The following is a 24,997-nucleotide window of genomic DNA, read 5'->3' on the forward strand; positions in this document are numbered from 1 at the left end:
TCAGATTCCCGACGAACGGAGCTTCCTGCGAAGCCGGCCGCGGATGACGATTGCCGTGAGGTTGAGGGCGACGACGAGGACGATCAGGAGGATCGTCGTGGTGAAGACCATGGGCCGTGCCGCGTCGACGTTCGGGGACTGGAAGCCGACGTCGTAGATGTGGAACCCGAGGTGCATGAACTTGCGGTCGAGGTGGAAGAACGGCGCGAAACCGTCGATCGGCAGGGCCGGCGCGAGCTTGACGACACCCGTGATCATGAGCGGCGCCACTTCCCCGGCGGCCCGGGCCATGGCGAGGATGAGGCCGGTGAGGATCGACGGCATGACGGCCGGGAGGACGACCCGCCACATCGTCTCGAACTTCGTCGCCCCGAGCGCGAGGGAGGCCTCGCGCATGCCGCGCGGAATCGCCGCGAGGCCCTCCTCCGCCGAGACGATGACGACCGGGACGGTCAGGAGCGACAGGGTCAGCGAGGCCCAGAGAATTCCCCCGGTGCCCCAGGTCGGCGTCGGCAGCGCCTCGGAGAAGAAGAGGCGGTCGATCGACCCGCCGAGGAAGTAGATGAAGAAGCCGAGGCCGAAGACGCCGTAGACGATGGACGGGACGCCCGCGAGGTTGTTCACGGCGATCCGCACGGCGCTGACGACCGGCCCCTGCTTCGCGTACTCGCGCAGGTAGAAAGCCGTGAGGACCCCGAGCGGCGTCACGACGATGCTCATGAGGAGGACCATCAGGACCGTGCCGAAGATGGCCGGGAAGACCCCCCCTTCGGTGTTCGACTCGCGCGGGTCCTCCGAGACGAAGGCCCAGACGTTCGCGGCGTAGCGCCCCGCCTTCGTGAACCAGCCCATCTCGTTGGGGCGGTCGGCCCTGACGACCTGGACGAGGGGCAGCTCCTTCTCCTGGCCTCCCGCCGTCTCGAGGACGAGGACCGCCGTGACCCGGGCCCGCACGGCCTGCAGCTGGGTCAGGAGCCGGTCGTACTCGCCCTGGAGCTTCGACTCCTTCGCCGCGAGCGCCTCGACGTCCGGCCCCGATGAGACGCCCTTCAGCTCGAGCTTCTTCCGGTCCAGGCGGAGCTTCTCCTTCTCGAAGTTCACCGCTCCGATCCGGTCCTTCTCGAGCGTGAGCGCCTCCTCGTAGACGTCGAGCGCCTTCGGAAGGAGGGCGCTCAGCGCCTTCCACGACGCGTCGCGCCCCGAGGCGACGACGTTGCCGCCGTCGCGGACTTCCTTCACCCAGCCGTAGAAGGCGCCCCACTCCCGCCGCTCGAAGGCGATGACGTCGGCAGGCTTTGTGGTCGACCGGATCGCCGACTCGTCGATCCAGACGAAATCCTCGCCGGTGACGTCCCGGTTCCCCTGCTTCACCTTGATCCGCCAGCGGGGCACGGTGCCGGCGGTCGCCCCCGGATCCGGGACCCTCTCCCGCGCCGCGAGCGGGCCGGCTACGGTCCGGCCGTCGGCCAGCGCGTACTGGGAGACATCCGCGGGCCAGAAGAAGCCGAGGCCGTTGGCCAGGATGAGCCAGAGGAGGCCCGCGACCATCAGCACCGCGGCGGCCAGGCCGCTGCCGGTGATCCAGATGAACGGCTCGCCGCTCTGGAAGAGTCCGGCCTTTCGCGCCGAGGCGAGGCGGGGGGTCGCGCTGCTCATTCGAACGTCCTGTACTTCTTCCGGAGGCGCAGGCGCACCAGCTCGGCCGCCGTGTTGACGACGAACGTCATCAGGAAGAGGAGGAGGGCCGCCAGGAAGAGCACTCGGAAGAGCGTCCCGCCTTCCGGGGCCTCTGGCAGCTCCACGGCGATGTTGGCCGAGAGGGCGCGGAAGCCGTTGAAGATCGACGCTTCCATGACGGGCGTGTTCCCGGTGGCCATCAGGACGATCATCGTCTCGCCCACGGCCCGCCCGAACCCGATCATCACGGCGGAGAAGATCCCGGGCGAGGCGGTCGGAAGGACGGTTCTGAGGGCCGTCTGCCAGCGCGTGGCGCCGAGGGCGAGCGAGCCTGCCGCCAGGCCCGTCGGGACGCTCGAGAGGGAATCCTCGGCGACCGTGAAGATGATCGGGATGACCGCGAACCCCATCGCGATGCCGACGACGAGGGAGTTGCGCTGGTCGTAGGTCAGCCCGAGGGCCGTCAGGAGGAAGTGCCGGTAGTCGCTCGCGAGGAAGAACCGCTCGACCTCGAATCCCAGCCAGATCGAGAGCGCCCCGCCCCCCACGACGAGCGGAACCAGGAGCACGGCCTCCCAGCCGTTGGGAATCCGCACCCGGATGCGCGAGGGCAGCTTCGCCCACGCCGCCGCGCCCAGGACGGCGAGGACCGTGATGACCACGGGCATGAGGAGGACGCCCGGGACGATCCTCTCGAGCATCGGTGCGAGCCAGAGCCCGGCGATGAAGCCGAGGACGACGCTCGGGAGCGCGGCCATCACCTCGACGACCGGCTTCACGACCGACCGCAGGTTCGGATGCATGAACTGCGCGGTATAGAGGGCGCCGGCGAGGGCGATCGGGATCGCGAGGATCAGGGCGTAGAACGTCCCCTTGAGCGTCCCGTAGATGAGAGGTGTCAGGCTGAACTTGGCTTCGAAGTCGTCGGTCCCGCCGGTCGACTGCCAGACGTAGTCGGGCTGGGCGTACCCCTCGTACCAGACCCTCCCGAAGAGCGCGTTCCAGGACACCTCGGGGTGAGGATTCCGGAGCGTGAACTGGTGCAGCCGCCCGTCCACCGAGGCCGCCAGGACGGCGTCGGCCTTCGGCGCGAAGACGACGGCGCCGAGAGGCGCCTTCCCCGCTTCGAGCGACAGGAGGGACTTGCCGGTCGTGGCGTAATGCACCTCGACGCCTCCCGCGGCGTCTCCCGTCACGAAGCCCTTGTCCCGCCGCGAGGCCGAGAACCCCGTGACGGCTGCCCCGTGGGGGCGGAACTCGTGGATCCTCGCGAGCCGACGCGAGTCGCCGGATTCCGCCTGGATCACCTGCCAGGAAAAGACGCGTCCTGCGGCGTCTCCGGATACCAGGGTGCGGTCCCCGTTCAGGAAGCCGAGGACCCCGAGTGCATCTCCGGATGAGCTGGCGGAGACGGTCTCCTCCTGCTTCGGGTTTGCCTCGTCGCGGAGGTCGAACCGGACGATCTCCCCGCCCGACGTACCGGCGAAGATGTCCTGTCCGCGGACGTCGAGGGCCAGCGACGTCACCTCGCCCTTCGCCTCGACGGGAAGCAGAATGCGCACTTCCTCCCGCGTCGTCTCGCCCATCATGTTCGTCTTCTCGACGACCCGGACGAGAGTCAGCTGACGGGGGCCGGTCGCGACGAGGGCGATCGGGCCGTCGGGGCCACGGACGTACTTGAAGACCCCGGCTGGCTTTCCTTCCGATCCAACCGTCACCGGCGACCCGGGACGGACGGATGGAGTCACGCGCCGCTTCCCCTCTTCGTACACCACCTCGGTCGAGACGCCGACCGGATAGAGGCGGCCGTCGGAGAGTCCGAGGACGATCAGCTCCGGCTCCGGCGCGACGGCCTTGACGACCGTGGCCTCGCCGAGCTCGGGCAGCTCCACGACCGTGGCCTCGCCGCCGGACACCGGCAGGATCAGGAGACCGCCCTTCGTGGCGACGAACGCCTCCTCCCGGTACTCGTCGACGGCCAGGGCCAGCGGAACCGTACCGGCCGGCAGCGCGCCGGCCGGTACGGAGGCGGCCGAAGGCGACCTGAGAAGTGGCCACACCACCGCGACGATGACGAAGAGGATCGCCAGGATGGCGGCGATGATGACGACGCCCGAGAGCGTGACGAACCGGGCTGCGAGCCGGTCGGCGAGGAACCGGCGGCTGAGCGGCCGGGCGGCGGCCTTTCGGGCCGGCGGCGCCACCGGGTCGCCCGGGGACGCGCTCTCGAGCGTGGAGGACATGGCGTCCGCGTCCTACTTGAGGAGCTTGGCGAGCTCTTCCTGCTCGATCTTCGACGGCAGGGGGAAGTAGCCGTCCTTGACGACGACTTCCTGGCCGTCCTTCGAGAGGACCAGCTTGAGGAACTCACCCACGATCGGGTCGAGCGGCTTTCCGGGGGCGCGGTTCACGTACACGTAGAGGAAGCGGGCCAGGGGGTAGTTGCCGGAGTAGGCCTCAGCGGGGGACGCCGGGTAGCACTTGTCTCCCTGCTTGGCCGCGAGCGGCAGCGCCTTGACGCCGGCCGTCGCGTAGCCGATGCCGGAGTAGCCCATCGCGAACCGGTCGACGGTGACGCCCTGGACGACGGACGCCGAGCCGGGCTGCTCCTTCACCTCGTCCTTGTAGTCCCCGTTCTTCAGGACGTGCTCCTTGAAGAAGCCGTAGGTGCCGGAAGCCGAGTTGCGGCCGAAGAGGCTGACGGGGCGGCTCGCCCAGTCGCCCGTGAGGCCGAGCTGGCCCCAGGTCTTCACGTTCTCCTTGTAGCCGGCCCGGCGCGACTTGGAGAAGGCGCCGTCGACCTGCTGCATCGTCAAGCAGGCTACGGGATTGTCCTTGTTCACGAAGACGGCGAGGGCGTCCACGGCGACCCGCACCTGGGTCGGCTTGTAGCCGTACTTCTTCTCGAACTCGTCGATCTCGCTCCCCTTCATGGCGCGCGACATCGGGCCGAGCTGGGCGGTGGCCGAGATCAGCGCCGGGGGGGCCGTCGAGGAGCCCTTCCCCTCGATCTGGATCTTCACGTTCGGGTACATCTTGTTGAACTTCTCGGCCCAGAGGGTCATGAGGTTGTTCAGCGAGTCGGAGCCGATCGAGCTCAGGTTTCCGGAGACGCCGGAGACGGGCTTGTACGGCTGGATGGCCGGATCCACCTGGACGGTCTGGCCGACAGCCGGGCCGGCAAGCAGCACGGCTGCGACGAGTGCGGGAGCGATTCTCTTCATTCTGTTCCTCCTTCGGGAATCCAATACGGCGGCGAGTCTTCCCTCAGGACGGGCGGAACACTGTTAGGTCCAGGTTAAATCTGTATGAAGCGTCGTCCCGGACGCGCATGCGGGGTCGCTCTCTTTACATCTCCTTCATACCGTCTGAACTGCGCCCTCCGGCGGCTCTCCGAGACTCCCCCCGGTTTGTAACGATCTGAAAGGAGAGACGGAATGCACCCCATCAAGCTTCGACACATCATGGGAGTCGCCCTCGCGGGCCTCCTGCTTCTCGCCGGCGCCGCCCAGGCCCAGGTCAACCTCCTCTGGTACAAGGAGGTCGCCAAGGAAGGCCGGATCTACGTCTTCAACGACCCGAACGAGTTCAAGGCGTGGGAAGGCTCCGGGGAGCTCGGCAAGTCGATCACGAAGATCGGCTACGGGCCGAACGGCGAGACGATGGTCTTCGACAACGAGGTCGCCCTCGACCTCTACAACTTCAAGCACGGCAAGGACGCCGAGGTCCGGAAGTACACCGCCCCGAAGGCGCCCACCTTCCCGCCCCCGACGTCACTCAAGGTCGGTGACGGCGACCTGAAGTTCGGCCTCCTCCTCCAGGGCTGGTTCTACGGCGACGACTCCGTGCAGGCCACCGGGACTTCGTACCTCGGCAACCCGACCGGCGTGAACACGTTCCGCCTGCGCCGCGCCGAGATCAAGCTCTCCGGCAAGGTCACCAAGGACTGGGGCTACGAGGTCATGATCGACCCGACGAAGAACCCGACCGTCACGGCCGGTAGCGACGGGAAGGTCATCCAGGACTTCGGCATCACCTACCTCGGCCTGACGGGGCACCAGTTCACGCTCGGCCAGAAGAAGATCGCCCTCACCGAAGAAGGGCTGCGGTCCTCCTCCGAGATCGACTTCATCGAGCGCTCCCGGATCGCCCGGATCATCGGTGACCAGCGCCAGATGGGCCTCTTCTACAAGGGCGACTACGGCTCGATGTTCGGCGCGCAGGCCTCGATCACGAGCGGCCTCCCGTCGAACGTGGACGGCACCTCCGACCGCCTCTTCTACGCCGGCCGCTTCGACGTGAAGCCCGCGAAGGGGATGGTCGCCGGCGTCTCCGGCGGCACGGGCAACCAGGGGACGGCCGCCCTGAAGCGCGACCGCCTCGGCGCCCACTTCCGCTGGGACGGCACCGAGACGCTGCCGCTCATGCTCCGGGCCGAGTACGGCATGGCGACCGACGGCCAGACGAACGGAACCGAGATCGACCGCGAGGGCTTCTACGCCTCGGCCCTCTACACCTTTGCGAAGAAGTACCGTGTCGGCGTCCGCTACGAGGAGTACGACCCGAACAACGACGTCGCCAATGACGACCTCTCGATCGTCACGGCCGGCTTCCACTACATGATCATGGGCAAGACCGTGAACCTGAAGGCCGAGTGGTACGGCGTCGAGCAGAAGGGCCGCAAGGTCAACAACGTCGCCGACGAGAAGTACAACCAGTTCGTCCTCGGAGCCCAGATCTCCTTCTAGTCCCCGGTCCCGGAATCCTGCGAGGGCCCCCGGCGCCTGCGGCGCCGGGGGCCTCACGTCTTCCCCAGGACCGCGATTGCTCCTGTGCGGGCCGGTCCGCCGGTCAGGCCGCCTCGTCGACGAGGCGGCGCGACGGGAGCGATTCGGGGGCCAGATCGTTCAGAAATGACGAGAGGTGGAAGGCAAACACCGAGGGGCGATCGACCATCGGGAGGTGGCCGGCCTCCAGGATGAAGAGGAGGCGTGCCTGGGGCAGGGCGGTCCGAAGGCGCCTTCCGACCGCGGGCGGCGTGACTGGATCCTCGGTCCCCCAGAGGAGGAGGACGGGCGTGTCGGCCCTCCCGAATCCGTCCCTGGGGTCGTCGGAACAGCCCGAGAGAACCACACCCCGAACGCGCCCCCGCATGCGACGGGCGAGCTCGAGCGCCACGATACCGCCGTCCGAGCTCGCCACGAGGACGAGGGGCCGCGTCTCGTCGCGAAGCTCGTCCTCGACCCGTTCCGCGAGCTGAATCGGAGATCCCGCGTCGGCGCGACCGTACGGCAGGTGCGGGGCGATGGCCGAGAACCTCTCCGGCAGCCTGCCGAGGACGCGGTCGAAGTCGGAGGGCCGTCCCAACGGCCCGTGGATAAAGACGACCAGGGGGCTCCGTGAATCCATCATCCCTTTGTCCTCAGGCCGGTTCCGCCAAGGCGCGCCGCGGAATGCCCATCGCGCGGCCGTCAGGCATCGCTCATGCGTTTGCGAACGACTCCGGTCGCTCGACCGCGACGAGAACCGTCCTCTTGCCGATGCGGGCGCGGTGGCCGTGCCAGACGACCTCCTTCGAGACGAAGGGAACGGCCTGGGTCGCCAGCTGGAGGAGGTCCTTCAGGGGCATGGCCAGGAGCGCGACGGGGCCCAGGGGCGTGCCACAGATCCGTCCCAGGAGGCTCGCCTGGAGAATACGGAGGAGGAGCGAGACGAGGGCGATGGATGAGACCGCCCCAGCCCACGGCGAGCCTCCCGGAACGGCGAGGAGTGCGGCCAGGAGCGCGACGGGGAAGGGGTTCATCAGCAGCTCGCCCGCGAAGAGGGACTTCGAGAAGGCGTAGCGGATCTTCCCCCAGCGCACCTGGCGGTCGAGGGCGCGCCCGAGAGTCCGGCGCTCGATGACGTTGGCGACGACGACGGGCGAGAGGACGACGCGGTAGCCCGCGTCGCGGACGGCGAGGCCGATGGCCTGGTCCTCCGCCAGGAACTCTCCGAACGCGGCGAAGCCGCCGATGAGGTCGTGGACGTGCCGCGGCAGGGCCATCGACTTGCCGACGACGCACGGCGTCCCGTTCCAGGCGGCGAGGACGTTTCCGGGAACGACGAACGTGAGGAGGTGGAGGCCTTCGATGACCGCGCCGAAGTCGCGCGCACCCGACCCGACGAAGAGGTTCGAGACGCAGCCGACGGACGGGTCGTCGAAGAGGGCGACGGTCCGCGCGACGTCGTCGGGGGCGACGCGGACGTTGGAGTCGGAGACGAGGAAGACGTCTCCGCGGGCGATGCGGGCCGCCGCGACGAGGCGCTCGACCTTCGGGTTTCCGATCCGCCCGGCGGGCGCGCCGCCGACGACGAGGACGAACGGGGCGTGGGGGAAGCGCGCCCTCACCCGCGCGACGGCGTCGAGGGCGGGGTCTTTCGGGTCGGCGACGGAGAGGACGACTTCGTAGTCGACGCCGCACAGACCGGCGAAGGACGCGAGGTTCTCCTCGAGGCCGTCGTCCAGGCCACGCAGGGGCTTAAGGATGGAGAGCCGCGGCCGGCCCGCCGTGGAAGCGGCCGGCGGGGAAGAAGGCCGATCGGCCCGCGCGCGCGGGCCGCGGCGGAAAGGGCGGTGTCTCCCCTTCAGGCGCGAGAGGAGGACGACCGGCAGGGTGGTGATGACGAGGCCCGCGAGGGCGAAAGCGGCGAGGAGGAGGGCGGCGGGCGTCATGCCGAGGCCCTCGCGAAACCGGGGAGGCCCTCGCACGGCTCGGGCTCCATGTGCGGCACGGGGGCGTGGGCGGGGGCGAGGAGACGCGTCAGGCCGAGCCCCTTTCCCTTCCGGAGCGCGGAGAGGACCGCCTCGGGACGCTTCTCGCAGTCGAGGAGCGTCTTCCAGGCCCACATGTGCGGGGCGCGATGGAAGTCGCTGTTGCCGAGAAAGGCGAAGCCCGCCTTGCCGACCTGGGGGAAGAGATCCCACCGGCAGGCGAGCTCCCAGAGGTGGACGAGACCCTTGACGTCGTCCTTGCGGTTCCAGAGGTAGAACGTGTTGGCGAACCAGTCCGACTGCTCGTTCGGGTGGCACGCGACGGTGATGGCTCCGGCATCGCGGGCGCGGGTCAGCATCTCCTCGACGCGGCCGTCGGCGGAGACGAAGTCGTCGAGGCCGAGGGCGAGGGCGTGCGCCGACTTGCCGCCCGTGAAGCCGTTCCGCGTCAGCTCGACGCCGGGGAGGACGAGCATCCGGTAGGTGTCCCAGGCGCGGCGCGCCTCCCGCTCGATCTCGGCGCGGTAGTCGGCCCACTTCTCCTTCGTCACGGAGAGTCGCAGCCTGTGAGCCGCCTTTCCGAGAAAGGAATCGGAGTTGACGACGTGGTCGGTGATGGCGATGACGTCGTGCCCGGAGCGGCCGAAGAGGTCGACGACCTCCGGCAGTGAATGCCGGCCGTCCGACCACGTCGTGTGGATGTGGAAGTCGCCGAGCAGCATTCCGAATTCCCCCTTTTCGGAACCCGACGATCGGCCTGGGGGCTGAGGGCGGCGTGTGGAGGCGGTTACGGGGCTGTTAAATCAGGAGCCCTGCCGCCCGGGAGACGGCCGTCCCAGGTAGCCGGAGGCGAGGCGGCGGAAGGTCCCGGCCGACGGGCGCTCGCGACGCGCGAGAGTCTCGCGGTCGAGCTCGAGGAGGCCGAATCGCGGCTCCCACCCGTCGAGCCACTCGTAGTTGTCGACGAGCGACCAGTGAAGGTATCCGTGGACGGGGAGGCCCTCGGCCTCGGCTGCCAGAAGGACGCCGACGTGAGCCTCCAGGAACGCGGCCCGCTTCGTGTCGGCCCCGTCGGCGAGACCGTTCTCGGTGACGAGGAGCGGCTTGCCGAGCGAGGCGGCCTGTCGCAGCAGCGGGAGGAAGGCCTCCGGGACGACCTCCCAGCCGTTGTCGGTGAGGCCGCGGCCGAGCGGGTCGCGGTAGGCGAAGGAGCCGATGCGCCCGCCGTCGCCGAGAAACCGCAGGTGCAGGCGCGAGTAGTAGTTCACGCCGAAGAAGTCGAGCGAAGCGGGAAGGCCGGGGCGCCTTCCGGCCAGGCGCGTGAACGGCGGCAGGTAGGCGCTCCAGCGCCCCTCGCCGAAGGCGTCGAGGAGCGCCTGGTTGTAGAAGCGGCCCGCGACGCGGACGAGGGCCCGGTCGAACGGGTTTCGCGCCCGCTCCGGAGCGAAGCCCATCATGTTGTGCGCGACGCCGATGGCGGCGCCGGGGACCGCCGCGCGAATCTCGGCAGCGGCCGCCTCGTGCGCGGCGAGAAGGTGATCGAGGGCGCGTGCGGCGTCGCGCGCGGACGCGATCCCTGGCGGGACCTGCCCGTCGAGGAACCCGCCGAGGACGAGGACGAGCGGCTCGTTCAGGACGGTCCAGCAGCGCGCCTTCGGCCCGAGCGCCCTCGCCGTCCGCGCCGCGAAACGGGCGAAGGCGTCGACGGAGGCCGTCGAGGTCCAGGGCGTCTCGGCGTGGAACCAGCGCGGGTGGGTGTAGTGCAGGAGCGTGACGACGGGCTCGAGGCCGAGCGCGTCGAGGCGGACGACGAAGCGCGCGTAGCGTTCGAGAGCCGCTTCGTCGAACTCCCCCCTCCTGGGCTCCACGCGACTCCACGAGACCGAGAAGCGGAAGGCGTTCGCGCCGAGGGCGGCCGCCGACTCGGCATCCTCCTCGTATCTCTCCCACGCGCCCGCGGCGCGGCCGCACGGCCCGCCGCGCGTCTTCCCAGCCGACTCCCAGTCGGTCCAGTCGCACGGGTCGTTCCCTTCCACCTGGTAGTGGGACACGGCGACGCCGAAGAGACGGGGACGGTCGGCGAACGGGAAACGGGCGGTCTGGCTCAGGGGACCGTGAACTCGACGACGACGACGTTCCGATCGCCGTCGCGGCGCCAGGCGAAGGAGCTCGAGAGGCCCCGGACGAGGTGAATCCCGCGCCCGCCGGGCGCCGTGTCGAGCGAAGGCGGAGGGGGCGGCGGGACGAGGGTCGGGTCGAATGGGAGTCCGGAGTCGGAGACCTCGAGCCGGACCCGCTCCGGCCCCGTCTCGAGGAGGAGCGCCGCCGGGCCCGCCTCCCCGGGCGGGTAGGCGTACTTCCAGACGTTCGAGAGGAGCTCCTCTGCGGCCACCTCCACGGCGTTCCGCGTCCTCGGAGACAGGGCGCAGCCGTCGACGAACTCGTGCAGCTGCGCGAGCGTCGCGAAGACCTCGTCCCGACGGGCCTCGAGGAGCTTGCGGTAGGTCGGCACGGTCTCGGGATGCCCCGCGCAGACTCTACGCCGCAGCGACGGCCCGGAGCGCGTCCTCCTGATTCGACACGATTCCGGCCACCTCGCCGAGGCCCCCGATGCGGAGGACCTCCTCGACGTGGGGCGTCGCCCCGTAGAGGACGAGGACCGCCCGCCGCAGTCGGACGTTCCGTGCGGCCGCGAAGAGCATCCCTATTCCGAGCGATCCGACGTACGTCACGTCCGCGAGATCGACGAGAACGGGCCTCTCGGATCGTCCGGCTCTCACCGTGAACGCGAGCTCGATCTCCTCGATTCCCTTCAGGTCGAGCCGCCCCTCCAGACGAATCCAGACGTTCGCGTCTCCCTTCTCCAGGACCTCCATCCTCATCGGGACCTCCCTCTTTGGCATGATGCGAGAACGCTGTAAAGACCGCGTGTAGCCAGAAATGCTCCAGAAGCAGAGACGACATGAATGATCGCTTCTCCCGACGCCTCATCGGTTTCGCCCTTGCGGGCCTCCTCCTCCTCGCCGGTACATCCTCCGCCCAGGCGAACCGCGAGGAGTCCGACGTCCGTCCCGACACGCCCCAGAAGGCACCCGCCTTCCCACTCCCGGTGACGCTGAAGATCGCGGACGGCGAGCTGAGGATCGGCGCCCTCCTCCAGGCGTGGTACGTCGCGGATGACTCCGCGCAGGGCTCCGGTACGGGCTACCTCGGCAACACCACGGGCATCAACACATTCCGCATTCGCCGCGCCGAGATCAGGCTCGCCGGCACGGTCACGCCGTCGTGGGGATTCGACGTCCAGATCGATCCCGCCAAGACCCAGAGCACTTCCGCCGGAGGCGACGACAACATCCTCCAGGATTTCGCCGTCACGTATCTCGGCCTGAAGGGCCACGAGTTCAGCCTGGGCCAGAAGAAGATCGCCATCACCGACGAAGGTCTCCGGTCGTCCGCGGATATCGATTTCGCCGAGCGTGCCCGCATCACCCGGGTCGTCGGCGACCAGCGCCAGGAGGGCCTCTTCTACAAGGGCGAGTACGGCCCGCTGTTCGGCGCCCGGGTCTCCATCACGAGCGGCGTCCCCTCGAACACCTCCAGCACCTCCGACAGGCTCTTTTGCGCGGCCCGCTTCGACGTGAAACCGGTCGCAGGGATGATCGTCGGAGTCTCCGGCGGCACCGGCGGCCAGGGAACTCCGCCCCTGGCCCGGGACCGTCTCGCCGCCCACTTCCGGTGGGACGGCACGAGGTCCTTGCCCCTGATGCTGCGAGCCGAGTACGGCCGGGCGACCGACGGCCAGTCGAACGGCACCGAGATCGACCGCGACGGTTTCTACGTCTCGGCGCTCTACACCTTCGCCAGGAAGCTCCGGATCGGCGCCCGCTACGAAGAGTACGACGCGAACAAGGACGTATCGGGCGACAGACTCACGATCGTCACCGCCGGCTTCCACTACATGATCAAGGGGAAGAACGTGAACCTGAAGGCCGAGTGGTACGGAGTCGACCAGGAAGGCCGCAAGGTCGACGGTGTCCTTCAGGAGACGTACGACCAGTTCGTCCTGGCGGCCCAGGTCGCGTTCTAGCCTGGCAGCTCCACGAAGAACGTCGCGCCCTTCCCTGGTGCGCTCTCCGCCCAGACCCGCCCCTTCATCCTCTCCACGGCCTTCCTCACGAGGGCGAGGCCGATCCCCGTCCCCGCGAACTCCTCCAGCCGGTGCAGGCGCTGGAAGATCTCGAAGATCCGGTCGTGGTACGCCATGTCGAACCCGATCCCGTTGTCCCGGATTCTGAGGCGAGTCGTTCCCTCTTCCGCGCTTCCGCTGATCTCGATGCGGGGCGGGCGCGCTCCCTGGCTGTACTTGAGAGCGTTCCCCACGAGGTTCCTGAGGACGATGGCCAGGCCCTCGTGATCGGCCTTCACGACGAGGCCGTCGACGTCGACGGCGACCTCCGCTCCCGACGCCACGATCTCTTCCTGCAGCTCTCCGAGTACCGCCGCCACGGCGGTGGAGACGTTCACGGTCCCCACGTGGATCGCCCGACGCTCGATCCTGGAGTAGGCCAGGAGCGCCTCGACGAGCTGGCCCATGCGCTGGGCCCCGCGACGGACCTTGACGAGGGTGGCCCGCCCGTCCGGATTCAAGGCCTCGGCATGCTCTTCCAGGAGGATCTGGCTGTATCCGTCGATGGCCCTGAGCGGCGATTTGAGGTCGTGGGAGACCGAGTAGGCGAACGTCTCGAGCTCCTTGTTGGCGGCTGCCAGCTCCGCCGTCCGTTCGGTCACGCGCCGCTCGAGATCGGCATTCAGCCTGAGGACCTCCTCCTCGGCCCGCCGTCGCTCCGTGATGTCGCTGACCAGGGCGAGGAAGACGTCGCCCTGGTCCGTCCCCACGAGCTGAAGGTGAATCTCGGTGGGATAGTGGGACCCGTCCTTCCTGCGGTGCGCCGACTCGAAGCGATGGACCTCGCCCGACCGGGCGCTCGCAGCCCGGAAGACCTCCTGCAGGGACTCGGAGTTGAACTCGGGAGCGATGTCGAGGGGCGTCATCCCCAGCAGCTCCCCTTCGTCGTATCCGAGGTTCCGTACGGCACCGCGGTTCACGAATCGGAACCGGTGGGTCTCCCGGTCGAGAACGTAGACCTCGTTGAGGCTCCGCTCGATGACGTCCCGGAGCCAGGCCCGTTCCGACTCGGCTGCGCGCCGGGCACGCTCGAGCCGGCCCAGCTGCCGCCTCCAGCCCGCCGCGACGCCGGACCCGACGGCGAAGAGGAGTCCGGCCATCACCAGGACCGTCAGCCAGAGCCGCTCGCGAAGCGGAGCGAAGGCCTCGGAAACGTCGATCCGGGCGACGAGCCCCCAGTCGGACCCGGGAATGACACGCGTCGCGGCCAGGACCGGAATTCCCCGGTAGTCCGTTCCGAGGCCGACGCCTTCCTCTCCGAATGCTGCCCGTACGGCCGGGATGTCGGTCTTCGAGAGCGGCACCCTGAGCGCGAGCGCGGAGTCTCGCGCGAACCGCAGCTCGTTCAGGAAAAGGGCGTCGCTTCCCTCCTGCCGGACCAGGAGCGTCTCTGCGGTCCGGCTCGGCAGCGGCCAGCGGGCGACGAAGGGATAGAGGAACGTCGCGGGATCGATGCGCAGGACTACGACGCCGATCCCGCTCCGCGCGCTCTCGTCATGAATCGGTACGACGACTCCCATGTGAATCGCTCCGCCCGGGCCGTCCCTGTGCAGGTCCATCAGGAGAGCGTCCGACTGCACGAGGACGTGCGGCAGCCTCCGTCGCAGCTCGGCGCAGGGCATCGCGGTCCCCCGCGGCGCCCTGAGACGGGAGCTCCCATCCGGCGCCAGCAGCTCGACCACCTCGTATCCGTAGCTCTTCTGGACTCTCTCGAGCCACTCCTCCAGGAGCTCGGCGTCTTCGGACGACGCCGACCCCTCGACGACACCTCGAGCCAGCTGCTCGAAGGCCCTGCTTCGCGCGAGCACCGAGCCGTTCCCGAGGCGCTCGCTCCTCCACCGGACGATCTCCCCCGCCTTCAGGTCGGCGATGGCCGAGACCTCCCGATACGCCTGCGCGCGGAACCGGCGATCCTGCTCCCGGAACCAGTAGACGCCGGAGAGAACGATTCCCGCCGCGAGACACAGGAAGAGGGCGATCAGGGCCACCTCTCCACCTGCCGTCAGCTGGACGCGATCAGACCCGCTCCTTTCGCGCGGCCGCGCCAGTGCGAGGATCCCCACCCCGAGGGCGGCGAAGGCGGCGCTCGTCGTGGCCGCCGGAGGAATGAACGTCCCGCCGTAGAAGAGCGGCTCTCCCGCGAAGTAACCGAGGAGCAGGACTCCTCCTCCCGTCGAGGTCACCCCGGCGGCGGCCGCGGCGAGGCGGGCCCGACCTCCGCGCCGTCCCCCGGCGAGGACGGCCGCCACGAGCGCGACGCTCAACAGAATGAAGCCGGCGGCGCTCACGGGCGACATGAAGCCGACCGGCGAGCCCCCCACTTCACCGCCAATCGAGAGCCCGAGGTGCTCGACCTTCGGCCGGACGCCCGCGAGACCAAGGGCGAGGAGAGCGGCGGCCGCCGCTCCGCCGACGGACGCGACGGAAATGGCGCCGGTGTGCGTCCGCCGGCCCGCGCCCGGAGCGGCCCACGGCCGCCAGTGCCGCCCCGTAGGCGACGAGGAGGAGCGCCGTGCTCGGCGCCATCGGGATGTTCTTCGAGCCGAAGTCCGCGAGGGAAGGGATCCCGAGGGCCCAGCCGGCGAGAGCCAGGGCGCCGAGAGCGGACGATACGACGCCGCACGCCGAAGCCAGGAGGTCGAACCGCCGTGTCTCGGAATGGTGTATCCCGTTCACCGGACCGCTCCCGTCGTCCACGCCCCCTCGATCTCCATCAGTCGCTCCGAGGCCAGTATGCGCCCGCGCGCGACCCCTCGCCGCCGCACACGGACCCCTTCAGTGCGCCGGCAGAGAGAAGAAGAACGTCGCCCCTTCGCCCACCTTCCCCTCGGCCCAGACCCGGCCCCCGTGGCGCAGGACGATCCGCCTCACGAGCGCGAGCCCGACCCCGGTCCCTTCGAACTCGCTGGGAGCGTGAAGCCTCTGGAAGACCCCGAAGAGCTTGCCCGAGTAAGCCATGTTGAATCCCGCGCCGTTGTCCCTCACGCGGTAGACGGCGCTGGGACCCTCGCCCTCTCCGTCGATCTCTATGACGGGCCACTCCCTGTGCGCCGAGAACTTGACGGCGTTCGACAGGAGGTTGACCCAGACCTGCATGAGCAGCGCCGGATCCCCCTCGGCTCTCGGCAGGTCCCCCACCCGGAACTCGATCCGCCCGCGCGCCTCCGGCGCTTCGACGATCTCTTCGAACGCGGCGCGGGCGAGGGAGGCCATGTCGACCGACGCCCGCCGCATCTCGCTGCGGCCCAGGCGGGAGAGGCGCAGCAGGTCGTCGATCAGCTGCGCCATCCTCCTCGCGTTCGCGCTCACGACCCCGAGGAGGCGGCGCCCCTCGGGATCCAGTCTCTCCCCGTGATCCTCCACGATCATCCTGGAGAAACCGTCGATGGCGCGAAGGGGTGCGCGGAGGTCGTGAGACACCGAGTAGGAGAAGGCCTCGAGCTCCTTGTTCGCCTCTTCGAGCTGGGCCGTCCGCTCGGACACGCGTCTCTCCAGCTCGGCGTTCAGCTCGCGGAACATCCCCTCGCTCCGCCGGAGAGCCGCTTCGGTCGCCCGGGACTGCTCCTCGGCCCGCTTGCGCTCCGTGATGTCGAGGACCATCGAGATGTTCGTCGAGGGGGGCTCGCCGGGCGCCCACATCGGGGAGACGGCGAGCGCCCCCCAGACGACGGTTCCGTCCCTCCTCAGGTAGCGCTTGTCGACCGTGAACTCGGAGATCCGTCCGGCCCGAAGCTCTTCCATCCTCGCGAGGTCGCGAGCGACGTCCTCCGGATGGGTGACGTCCTGGAAGCGAAGGGTTTCCAGCTCCTCCCGGGAGTAGCCGACGAGCTCGGCGTAGCGCTGGTTGACCCGCAGGAACGCGCCCGTTCCCGTGTCCACCTGCGCGACCCCGACGACGGTCTGGTCGAAGAGAGCGCGGAAGAGGGACTCCCTCTCGCGCAGCGCCCCGGAGTCCCGCTCCCGCCTCAGGCGGTTCGCCATGAGGAGACCGAGCGCCGCCGTCGCGGGCGGGTAGATCAGGAGGATCGGGAGGGTGATGTGAGAGAGCACCCGAAGGGCGCTCGACCAGGGAAGAGTGAAGAACAGGCAGAGCATCGCCACGTGGACGGCGAGACCGAGCGCGGTGAGCTCGACCCACTCCAGGTCGGCGAGACGCGACCGTCGGCGGTACCGCCAGAGGAGACCGATACAGCCGGACGCCACGATGACCAGGACGCCCGTGAGAGCTGCCGCGCCCCCCATCCAGATCCGGAAGGCCGACGTCACCGCCATGGCGATGACGGTCGGCACCGTTCCGAAGTAGAGGCCGGCCACCCCGAGGAGGATCGAGCGCGTGTCGAACACGATCCCGGGCTCGAGCGTCCACGAGGAGAGCATCACCGCCACCCCGAGGCCTGCGACCGCGAGACCGACGGGAACCTGCCGCAGACGGCTCGCGTCGGCCCTCCACCGCGTCGTGGCGAGGTCGTAGACGAGCGCCAGCGCCAGCAGGAGCGCGGCATTGTGGACGAGCGCGAGGAAGCCGCCTTCAGGCATCGGCCCGCCGTCGCCCCGTCCTCATCTTCGAGGGGGCCCGCAGGGCCAGCTCCGCGTCACTCTCGTCGTCTTCCACGAGGAGGATTCGCACGTTCTGGGACATCGCATCCTCCGACTCAGCGAATAGTAGACGCTCGGGCTGTGTACCGGCCGACCCGTCCGCCCGCGTCGGGGATTTCCGTTGACCCCGGCCCCCGCCGCAGCTACATTTCGCAGGAGACCGAAATGGTAGACAGGAACCTGCCCAACCTCGCGGGCCGGATGCAGGCTCTCGCGAACGCCACCCGGCTCCGCGTCCTGCTGCTGTTGCGCGACGGGGGTCTCTGCGTCTGCCAGGTCGCCGCCATCATCGACGTCCCCGCATCCACCGTCTCCAGCCATCTCGCCGATCTCAAGCGGGCCGGAATCGTGAGCGAGCACCGCCGTGGGCGTTTCGTCTGGTACGCGCTTCGCCGGCACGACGACGTCGTCCCGTGGCTCCGCCTCGTGGCCCGCCAGACGACGAGCGACCCGCAGCTCGCCGCCGACCACGCCCGGGCCACCCGCATCCGCCTCGTCCCGCCCGAGATGCTCCTGGCCTCGACGGGCTGCGAAGCGACGCAGAGCGTTCCGACGCCCGGTACGGCGACGGCGTCTCCCCGTCACCCGGCGGCGCGTCGCCGGTTTTCCGCCGTCTGAGCGCCCGGCCCCCCCGTCTCGAATGGAGAGCGCGCTGGACATCGTCCCATCAAGAAACTATGATTCGTGTTTAACCGAAGCCAGCCCGGCGTCGCCGGGTCCCGCGCTCGCGACGAAAGGAACCGCCCATGGAAACCACCCCCTCCCACAGGAAGATCGAGATCCTCGGCCCCGGATGCACCCGCTGCAAGGAGACGTTCCGCGTCGTCGCGCACGTCGTCGAGACCGAGAAGCTCCCCTTCACCGTCGAGAAGGTCGAGGGGATGGAGCGGATGCTCGAGCTCGGCCTCCTCGCGACCCCCGGCGTCGCCGTCGAGGGGAAGGTGATCTTCTCCGGCCGGATCCCGAAGGCCGAGGAGCTCCGCGCGGCCCTGGCCGCCCTCTGAGACCCCGCGACGGGGCGGGGCCGCGTCCGCCGCGGCGCCCGCCCGGAGGCCATCCATGAAGGAGAGGACGAAGCTCCTCCTGATCGTCGGGGTCTTTCTCGGCGCCTACTTTCTGCCGGTCGAGAGCGCTCGTTTCCAGCGGGCCGTCCCCGAGGGGTTCGTCCTGCTCCGCGACTACGCCCGCGAGCACGTCCTCCTCTGCCTCGTCCCGGCCTTCTTCATCGCGGGAGCGATCGGCCAGTTCGTCAGCCAGGGCGCCGTCATGAAGTACCTCGGCGCCACGGCGAAGCGCCCGGTCGCCTACGGCGTCGGCTCGGTCTCCGGCGCCATCCTCGCGGTCTGCTCCTGCACGGTCCTGCCGCTCTTCTCGAGCATCTACAAGCGCGGTGCGGGTCTCGGACCGGCCACGGCGTTCCTCTATTCCGGCCCCGCGATCAACGTCCTCGCGATGATCCTCACCGCCCGCGTCCTCGGCCTCCAGCTGGGCCTCGCCCGCGCGATCGGGGCCGTGGTCTTCGCCGTCGTCATCGGGCTCCTCATGGCCGCGATCTTCCGGAAGGAGGAGGCCGAGCGGGTGAAGAACGGCCCCGATCCGTTCGCGGCGGCCGGCACCGCGGCGAGCGGACGGACGCGCGAGGTGTGGCAGGACGCTTCCTTCCTCGGCTCGATGATTGCGATCCTCGTCTTCGCGAACTGGGGCGCATCGAACAGGGCCGTCGGCTTCTTCGCGGCGGTCTACGAGGTCCACTGGATACTGACCGGCGCGGCCCTCGCGGCCCTCATCTTCATGATGCTGCGCTGGTACGACCGGGAAGAGCTGCGGCTCTGGGTCCTCGGGACCTGGGAGTTCGCCAAGCAGATCCTCCCGCTCCTCCTCGGCGGCGTTCTCGTCGCCGGGTGGCTCATGGGCCGCCCCGGGCACGACTCCGGGCTGATCCCCGACGCGTGGGTCGCCGGGGCGGTCGGGGGAAACTCCCTCGCCGCGAACCTCTTCGCCTCCGTCGCCGGGGCCCTGATGTACTTCGCGACGCTCACCGAGATCCCGATCCTCCAGGGGCTCCTGGGTTCCGGCATGGGGAAGGGGCCGGCCCTCTCGCTCCTCCTCGCCGGTCCGGCCCTCTCCCTCCCGAGCATGATCGTCATCCAACTCGTACCTCGGCACGAAGAAGACGATCGTCTACGTCAGCCTCGTCGTCGTCATGTCCACCGCCACCGGTCTCGTCTTCGGAGCGTTCGCGTCATGAGCATCGAAAACAAGCACCTCGTCACCGGAGCTCTCCTCGCCTTCGTCGTCGTCACGGTTGTCACCCTCGCCGTGAAGGAGACGCGCCACGCGCGGGCCGTCGCTGCGGTGGAGGCCACGGACGCAGTACCGCCGTCGGCTGCCCCCTCCTCGACGGTCGTCGTCACGTACTTCCACACGACCGCTCGCTGCCTGTCGTGCCTGAAGATCGAGGAGCTGACGAACGCGACGATGACGGTGCACTTCGCCGGGCCGATCTCCGGGAAGGCGGTCGTCTGGAGGCTCGTGAACACCGACGAGCCCACGAACGCCCACTACGTGAAGGACTACAGGCTCTACACGAAGTCGGTCGTGGTCTCGGAGGTGAAGGACGGCAAGGAAGTCCGCTGGAAGAACCTCGACCAGGTCTGGCAGCTGCTCGGAAGCCCCGACGCGTTCCAGGAGTACGTCGAGCGGGAGGTCCGGTCGTACCTGGAGAAGGCGTGACGCCCGAGCTGGCCCCGGCGATCGCGACGGCCCTCTGGCTCGGCGTCCTGACGTCGATCAGCCCCTGCCCGCTCGCGACGAACATCGCGGCCGTCTCGTACCTGGCGAGGCGCGCCAACAGGCCCCGGCTCGTCCTCCTCTCGGCCTTCACGTACTCCCTCGGCCGCGCGCTCGCCTATGCCGCGGTCAGCACCGTGGTGGTCCTCGGCCTCCTGTCGGTTCCCGGCCTCTCGCAGTTCCTGCAGCGGTACATGAACAAGCTCCTGGGTCCGCTGCTCGTCCTCGTGGGGATGTACGTCCTCGACCTCATCCGGATCGGTGTCTCCACGACCGCGGGAAGCGACGACCTGCGGAAGAAGGCGGCAGACGGGGGCGCGTGGGGCGCGGCGCTCCTCGGCGCCCTCTTCGCCCTCTCCTTCTGCCCCGTCTCGGCCGCCCTCTTCTTCGGCAGCCTCGTGCCGCTCGCCCTCCAGCACGGGTCGAAGGTCGTCCTCCCGGTCGTCTACGGCTTCGGCACGGCGCTCCCGGTCGCGATTCTCGCGCTCGTCGCGACCGGCGGGACCAAGGCGCTCGCCGCGGCGATGAAAAAGATCGGGGCGTTCGAGGTCTGGGCGCGCCGAATCACCGGCGTCGTCTTCGTCGCGGTGGGGATCTACCTCTCGGTGCGGTTCGTCTTCCTGGGCTGACGGGCAGGCCACCGGAACTCCACCCTCTCACCCGTCCGATGTCGTCCCAGGGTCCCGCGCCTGCATCACTCCCGGCAACGAGACCTTGTCTGCGATCGCCCCGACGAGCTCGACGGATCGGTCTCGGCAGCAGGCTCCGGGCAACGGGCTCAGTAGTTGGGGATGTACTCCCAGGAGATCGGACCCCGCCTCAGGGCGTTTCTGTCGTCATAAACGAGTTCTCCCGGGCCTTCCGTCCGGTCTCCAACGGGCTCCACTCCCCGCGGGGTGAGCTGGGCCTGCCGGAGGACGGCGATCAGGCGTACTTGCTCGTTGCGACTCCCGTAATCACCAGTCCCGGACCACGTCTCCCTCTCGACCAGCTCCAGCTCACGCCGGACGATCGAGAACCTCCAGAAATGGGTCTTGTCGTCGTGGTTGGCGCCAGTCCCGATCGTCGCGGACTTGTCCAGCGGCCTCCAGGTCCCGGAGTAGTTGTATCCCGCCCCGAAGGTAGTGATCAATTCCGCCTGCGACTGAAAGTGCCTTCCGCTACCGCCGACCAACGGCTTCAGCAGCGCGATGCCCACCATGTCAGGGGGGGTGTTTGCTCCATGCCGGCTCTTCTGAAGAAGCTGAATCTTGCAACGCGAAAACACGATGGGCCCTCCTGCATGTCCGCTCTCTTGGATGGATCTTAATTGAGACGCGTTCTGTGACGCAGCCTGGCAAGAGGGGCTGGAACCGGCGGACTTGCGTCGGGCCCCTTGACATATCAAGAATTCTCAATATATTTAATCGCGTGAGCGTTCCCACTTTCCGCCCCGGCCCGGCCCGGCCCGCCCACCCTTCCGCCAAGCCGGACCGGGCGGAGCATCTCGCCGACCTCTTCCACGCCCTCTCCGACCCGACCCGCCTCCGGATCCTCTCGGCCCTCAAGAACGGCGAGCAGTGCGTCTGCAACCTGACGGGGCTCCTCGTCGCCCAGCAGTCCCGACTCTCGTTCCACATGAAGACCCTCAAGGACGCCGGCCTCGTGAAGGACCGGCGCGAAGGGCGCTGGATCCACTATTCCCTCGTTCCCGAGGCGGTCGACGAGATCCGGCTGGCGCTCGACGAGCTCGCGGAGGCCGCAAAGGCGTCGGCCGCGACCTGCTGCCGCCCTTGAAACCCCTTTTTTTCTTCTACGTATCGAGAATTCTTGATAGAAGGGAGCACACCATGAACGACAACGAGATCCGCGACATCGTGAGAGAGAAGTACGGGAAGGCCGCCCTGCAGGTAAAGGAGGGGCGCGCCTCCTGCTGCGGGCCGGCGCCGTCGGCCTGCTGCGGCACGGCCCCCTCGGCCTCCGGCCTCTCCGGCGACCCGATCACCTCGAACCTCTATGCCGACCACGAGACGGCGCTCCTCCCGACCGCCGCCGTCCAGGCCTCGCTCGGTTGCGGCAACCCCACGGCCCTCACGAAGCTCGAGGAGGGGCAGGTCGTCCTCGACCTCGGCTCCGGCGGTGGCATCGACGTCCTCCTCTCCGCAAAGCGGGTCGGCCCGACCGGCAAGGCCTACGGCCTCGACATGACCGACGAGATGCTCGCCCTGGCCCGCGAGAACCAGAAGAAGGCGGGCGCGACGAACGTCGAGTTCCTGAAGGGGACGATGGAGGAGATCCCGCTCCCCGACGGCTCCGTCGACGTGATCATCTCCAACTGCGTCATCAACCTCGCCGCCGACAAGGACCGGGTCCTCCGCGAGGCCTTCCGCGTCCTGAAGCCGGGCGGCCGGTTCGCCGTCTCGGACGTCGTGACGAAGGGGGAGATTCCCGCGCCCGTCAAGAAGAGCGTCGAGCTCTGGATCGGGTGCATCGCCGGGGCCCTCGACGAGGACGAGTACGTCGCGAAGCTGACGGCCGCGGGCTTCACGGACGTGACCGTCGAGCCGACGCGAATCTACCGGGTCGACGACGCACGCGAATTCCTCGAATCGGCCGGGATCGACGTGGACGCCCTCGGGCCGGAAGTCGACGGCAAGTTCCGGAGCGCGTTCGTCCGCGCGACGAAACCCGCGCGGGGCTGAGGACCGCCCTCCCCCGCCGCATCCCGAGTTCGGATTCGTTCAGGAGGCAGAGACCATGCCCGATGGCGTCGGAAAGAGGCTTTCGTTTCTCGACCGGTGGCTGACGTTCTGGATCTTCGCGGCGATGGCCGCCGGGGTCCTCGCCGGAGCCTTCGTCCCCGGGGTCGAGTCGTTCGTCAACTCGTTCCAGGTCGGGACGACGAACATCCCGATCGCCATCGGGCTCATCCTGATGATGTACCCCCCCTTCGCGAAGGTGAGGTACGAGGACATGGGCGACGTCTTCCGCGACCGGAAGGTCGTCGCCCTCTCCCTGTTCCAGAACTGGATCGTCGGGCCCATCCTCATGTTCGTCCTCGCGATCGTCTTCCTGCGCGGCTACCCGGAGTACATGGCCGGCCTCATCATGATCGGCCTCGCCCGCTGCATTGCCATGGTCATCGTCTGGAACGAGCTCGCGAAAGGCGACACGGAGTACGCCGCGGGCCTCGTCGCGTTTAACAGTGTCTTTCAAGTTCTCTTCTACAGCGTCTACGCCTGGTTCTTCATCACCGTCCTGCCTCCGCTCTTCGGCCTGAAAGGGAGCCTCGTCGAGGTGAGCATGGCGGAGATCGCGAAGAGCGTCTTCATCTACCTCGGGATCCCGTTCATCGCGGGCGCGCTCACGCGGCTCGTCGGCGTGAAGCTGAAGGGGAAGGAGTGGTACCACCGGCGCTTCGTCCCGGCCATCAGCCCGATCACGCTCGTCGCGCTCCTCTTCACGATCGTCGTGATGTTCAGCCTCAAGGGGAAGCTCATCGTCTCGATCCCGATGGACGTCGTGAGGATCGCCATTCCGCTCGTCGTCTACTTCGTCCTGATGTTCGTCGTCTCGTTCTGGATGGGCAGGAGGATCGGCGCCGACTACAGCAAGACGACGACTCTCGCGTTCACGGCGGCGAGCAACAACTTCGAGCTGGCGATCGCCGTCGCCGTCGCGGTCTTCGGGATCAATTCCGGAGCCGCTTTCGCGGCCGTCATCGGTCCGCTCGTCGAGGTGCCGGTGATGATCGGTCTCGTCAACGTCGCGTTCTGGTTCCAGCGGCGGTACTTCGTGCCCTCGGCGGCAGGGGAAAAGGCCGTGGCATGACGACGCCTCGCGTCCTGGTCCTCTGCACGGGCAACTCCTGCCGCTCCCAGATGGGAGAGGGGTGGGTGCGCCGCCTTCTCGGCGATCGCGTCGAGGTCCACTCCGCAGGGACCAAGCCGTCTTTCGTCCACCCGCGCGCGATCCAGGTGATGGGCGAGTCCGGCGTAGACCTCTCGTCCCACACGAGCAAGGGCGTCGAAAGCCTGAGGGGGATCTCCTTCGACCTCGTCGTCACGGTCTGCGATTCGGCCCACGAAGCCTGCCCCCTTTTTCCGGGCGCGAAGAAGACGGTCCACCACGCGTTCGAGGACCCGGCCCACGCGGGCGAGGGGGACGACGCGCTCCCCCTCTTCCGCCGCGTCCGCGACGAGATCCGCGACGTCCTCCCGGCGCTCGTTGCACGGGAACTGGGGCTCTCGGGGAACTGACCTGGGCGGGCGCCCCGTGCACGGAACGTCGTGAAGCTGGGACGTGAGGCGGGGGTGGACCGGCTCCTCGTGCCGGCCTCAGACCGCTTTCCGGATCCGGCCCCTCCTGAGGCAGACTTCCGCCAAAGACAAGGAGACCAGGATGATTCACCGATCTCTCGCCGCGGTCCTCGCCCTCTCAATTGCAGGCCTCCCCTCGGCCGCCGACGCGCAGGGGCGCCCCGATCCGGCCGTCACCGTCGCTGCCCAGAAGGAGGCCCTCGCGAAGCTCTCGTTCCTGGACGGCCTCTGGAGGGGCCCCGCCTGGACGATCTCTCCTTCCGGCGAGAAGCACACGGTCACTCAGACGGAGCGCGTCGGCCCGTTCCTCGACGGCGCCGTCAAGGTCGTCGAGGGGCTGGGCTACGAGGCCGACGGCAAGGTCGCGTTCAATGCGTTCGGCGTCATCTCCTACAGCCCGGCGACGCGTGCCTACTCGCTCCGGTCGTACGCGATGGGAATGTCCGGAGATTACGTGCTGACCCTTCTCCCCGAGGGGTTCGCATGGGAGATCCCGGCGGGGCCGATGACCATCCGCTACACGGCCACGGTCAAGGACGGCACCTGGCACGAGGTCGGGGACCGGGTCGTCCCCGGGAAGGACCCCGTCCGCTTCATGGAGATGACCCTCAAGCGATTCGGCGACACGACGTGGCCCGCGGGAGGGGCGGTCCCGTCCAGATAGGGACGAACGATCCGGAGCCCCCAGTGTCCGGA

General features: G+C 68.8%; 23 protein-coding genes and 1 pseudogene. 12 read left to right on the forward strand and 12 right to left on the reverse strand.

Going from position 1 to position 24,997, the window contains the following annotated elements; genetic code table 11:
• From pstA to pstS, 3 genes are read right to left on the reverse strand one after another with little or no spacing between them, the layout of a single operon-like run.
• Complete coding sequence (gene pstA, locus IPN03_19505; GenBank protein ID MBK9375837.1) at positions 1-1,656, reverse strand: phosphate ABC transporter permease PstA; 1,656 nt, start codon at positions 1,654-1,656, stop codon at positions 1-3.
• Positions 1,653-3,920, reverse strand: coding sequence for an ABC transporter permease subunit (locus IPN03_19510; GenBank protein MBK9375838.1), 2,268 nt, complete (start codon positions 3,918-3,920; stop codon positions 1,653-1,655). Before IPN03_19510 ends, pstA begins: the two co-directional genes overlap by 4 nt.
• A gap of 12 nt (positions 3,921-3,932) precedes the next feature.
• Positions 3,933-4,901, reverse strand: coding sequence for a phosphate ABC transporter substrate-binding protein PstS family protein (gene pstS / locus IPN03_19515; GenBank protein ID MBK9375839.1), 969 nt, complete (start codon positions 4,899-4,901; stop codon positions 3,933-3,935).
• Between the two features lie 213 nt (positions 4,902-5,114).
• Between pstS and IPN03_19520 the strand changes: the two genes are divergently transcribed.
• Complete coding sequence (locus IPN03_19520; protein MBK9375840.1) at positions 5,115-6,425, forward strand: hypothetical protein; 1,311 nt, start codon at positions 5,115-5,117, stop codon at positions 6,423-6,425.
• A gap of 103 nt (positions 6,426-6,528) precedes the next feature.
• On the opposite strand, the gene IPN03_19525 is transcribed toward IPN03_19520, so the two are convergent.
• The 6 genes from IPN03_19525 to IPN03_19550 all read right to left on the reverse strand — a co-directional run bounded on the left by IPN03_19525 (position 6,529) and on the right by IPN03_19550 (position 11,313).
• Positions 6,529-6,831: an alpha/beta fold hydrolase gene (locus IPN03_19525; GenBank protein ID MBK9375841.1), complete on the reverse strand. Its 303-nt coding sequence runs from the start codon at positions 6,829-6,831 to the stop codon at positions 6,529-6,531.
• 328 nt (positions 6,832-7,159) lie between these two features.
• The gene (locus tag IPN03_19530) at positions 7,160-8,392 is read right to left on the reverse strand and encodes a glycosyltransferase (GenBank protein ID MBK9375842.1); all 1,233 of its coding nucleotides are present in this window, start codon (positions 8,390-8,392) and stop codon (positions 7,160-7,162) included.
• Positions 8,389-9,153 (reverse strand): phosphotransferase, encoded by a 765-nt coding sequence (locus IPN03_19535; protein MBK9375843.1) that lies wholly within the window; start codon positions 9,151-9,153, stop codon positions 8,389-8,391. The genes IPN03_19530 and IPN03_19535 overlap by 4 nt, the downstream gene beginning before the upstream one ends.
• 81 nt (positions 9,154-9,234) lie before the next feature.
• Positions 9,235-10,482: a glycoside hydrolase family 1 protein gene (locus tag IPN03_19540; protein ID MBK9375844.1), complete on the reverse strand. Its 1,248-nt coding sequence runs from the start codon at positions 10,480-10,482 to the stop codon at positions 9,235-9,237.
• Between the two features lie 53 nt (positions 10,483-10,535).
• Positions 10,536-10,943, reverse strand: coding sequence for an ATP-binding protein (locus IPN03_19545; GenBank protein ID MBK9375845.1), 408 nt, complete (start codon positions 10,941-10,943; stop codon positions 10,536-10,538).
• Positions 10,944-10,968: 25 nt separating this feature from the next.
• Positions 10,969-11,313 (reverse strand): STAS domain-containing protein, encoded by a 345-nt coding sequence (locus IPN03_19550; GenBank protein MBK9375846.1) that lies wholly within the window; start codon positions 11,311-11,313, stop codon positions 10,969-10,971.
• 80 nt (positions 11,314-11,393) lie between these two features.
• Between IPN03_19550 and IPN03_19555 the strand changes: the two genes are divergently transcribed.
• Positions 11,394-12,518, forward strand: a complete 1,125-nt coding sequence (locus tag IPN03_19555; GenBank protein MBK9375847.1) for a hypothetical protein — start codon at positions 11,394-11,396, stop codon at positions 12,516-12,518.
• Here the strand turns inward: IPN03_19555 and IPN03_19560 are convergent.
• Positions 12,515-14,938, reverse strand: a complete 2,424-nt coding sequence (locus IPN03_19560) for a PAS domain S-box protein (protein MBK9375848.1) — start codon at positions 14,936-14,938, stop codon at positions 12,515-12,517. The genes IPN03_19555 and IPN03_19560 overlap by 4 nt on opposite strands.
• A gap of 454 nt (positions 14,939-15,392) precedes the next feature.
• Positions 15,393-17,153 (reverse strand): PAS domain S-box protein, encoded by a 1,761-nt coding sequence (locus tag IPN03_19565; protein MBK9375849.1) that lies wholly within the window; start codon positions 17,151-17,153, stop codon positions 15,393-15,395.
• Positions 17,154-17,378: 225 nt separating this feature from the next.
• On the opposite strand from IPN03_19565, the gene IPN03_19570 reads away from it, so the two are divergent.
• From IPN03_19570 to IPN03_19590, 5 genes and pseudogenes are all read left to right on the forward strand, one after another.
• On the forward strand, positions 17,379-17,831 hold the full coding sequence (locus tag IPN03_19570; GenBank protein ID MBK9375850.1) for a helix-turn-helix transcriptional regulator: 453 nt from the start codon (positions 17,379-17,381) through the stop codon (positions 17,829-17,831).
• 128 nt (positions 17,832-17,959) lie between these two features.
• On the forward strand, positions 17,960-18,217 hold the full coding sequence (locus IPN03_19575) for a TM0996/MTH895 family glutaredoxin-like protein (protein MBK9375851.1): 258 nt from the start codon (positions 17,960-17,962) through the stop codon (positions 18,215-18,217).
• 55 nt (positions 18,218-18,272) lie between these two features.
• Positions 18,273-19,461, forward strand: a pseudogene (locus IPN03_19580) (permease).
• Complete coding sequence (locus tag IPN03_19585; protein ID MBK9375852.1) at positions 19,458-19,946, forward strand: hypothetical protein; 489 nt, start codon at positions 19,458-19,460, stop codon at positions 19,944-19,946. Before IPN03_19580 ends, IPN03_19585 begins: the two are co-directional and overlap by 4 nt.
• Before the next feature lie 8 nt (positions 19,947-19,954).
• Positions 19,955-20,632: a sulfite exporter TauE/SafE family protein gene (locus tag IPN03_19590; protein MBK9375853.1), complete on the forward strand. Its 678-nt coding sequence runs from the start codon at positions 19,955-19,957 to the stop codon at positions 20,630-20,632.
• A gap of 149 nt (positions 20,633-20,781) precedes the next feature.
• Here IPN03_19590 and IPN03_19595 read toward each other — a convergent pair whose 3' ends face one another.
• Entirely contained in the window at positions 20,782-21,201 is a 420-nt protein-coding gene (locus IPN03_19595; protein ID MBK9375854.1) for a hypothetical protein, read from the reverse strand.
• Between the two features lie 212 nt (positions 21,202-21,413).
• Between IPN03_19595 and IPN03_19600 the strand changes: the two genes are divergently transcribed.
• The 5 genes from IPN03_19600 to IPN03_19620 all read left to right on the forward strand — a co-directional run bounded on the left by IPN03_19600 (position 21,414) and on the right by IPN03_19620 (position 24,965).
• Complete coding sequence (locus IPN03_19600; GenBank protein MBK9375855.1) at positions 21,414-21,779, forward strand: helix-turn-helix transcriptional regulator; 366 nt, start codon at positions 21,414-21,416, stop codon at positions 21,777-21,779.
• Between the two features lie 53 nt (positions 21,780-21,832).
• Positions 21,833-22,684, forward strand: coding sequence for an arsenite methyltransferase (locus IPN03_19605; protein MBK9375856.1), 852 nt, complete (start codon positions 21,833-21,835; stop codon positions 22,682-22,684).
• Between the two features lie 55 nt (positions 22,685-22,739).
• Complete coding sequence (arsB, locus tag IPN03_19610) at positions 22,740-23,813, forward strand: ACR3 family arsenite efflux transporter (GenBank protein MBK9375857.1); 1,074 nt, start codon at positions 22,740-22,742, stop codon at positions 23,811-23,813.
• Positions 23,810-24,241 (forward strand): arsenate reductase ArsC, encoded by a 432-nt coding sequence (locus tag IPN03_19615; protein MBK9375858.1) that lies wholly within the window; start codon positions 23,810-23,812, stop codon positions 24,239-24,241. Before arsB ends, IPN03_19615 begins: the two co-directional genes overlap by 4 nt.
• A 142-nt stretch (positions 24,242-24,383) precedes the next feature.
• The gene (locus IPN03_19620) at positions 24,384-24,965 is read left to right on the forward strand and encodes a DUF1579 domain-containing protein (GenBank protein ID MBK9375859.1); all 582 of its coding nucleotides are present in this window, start codon (positions 24,384-24,386) and stop codon (positions 24,963-24,965) included.
• Positions 24,966-24,997 lie beyond the last annotated feature (32 nt).

The sequence above is a fragment of the Holophagales bacterium genome (assembly GCA_016719485.1).
Lineage (GTDB): Bacteria > Acidobacteriota > Thermoanaerobaculia > UBA5066 > UBA5066 > UBA5066.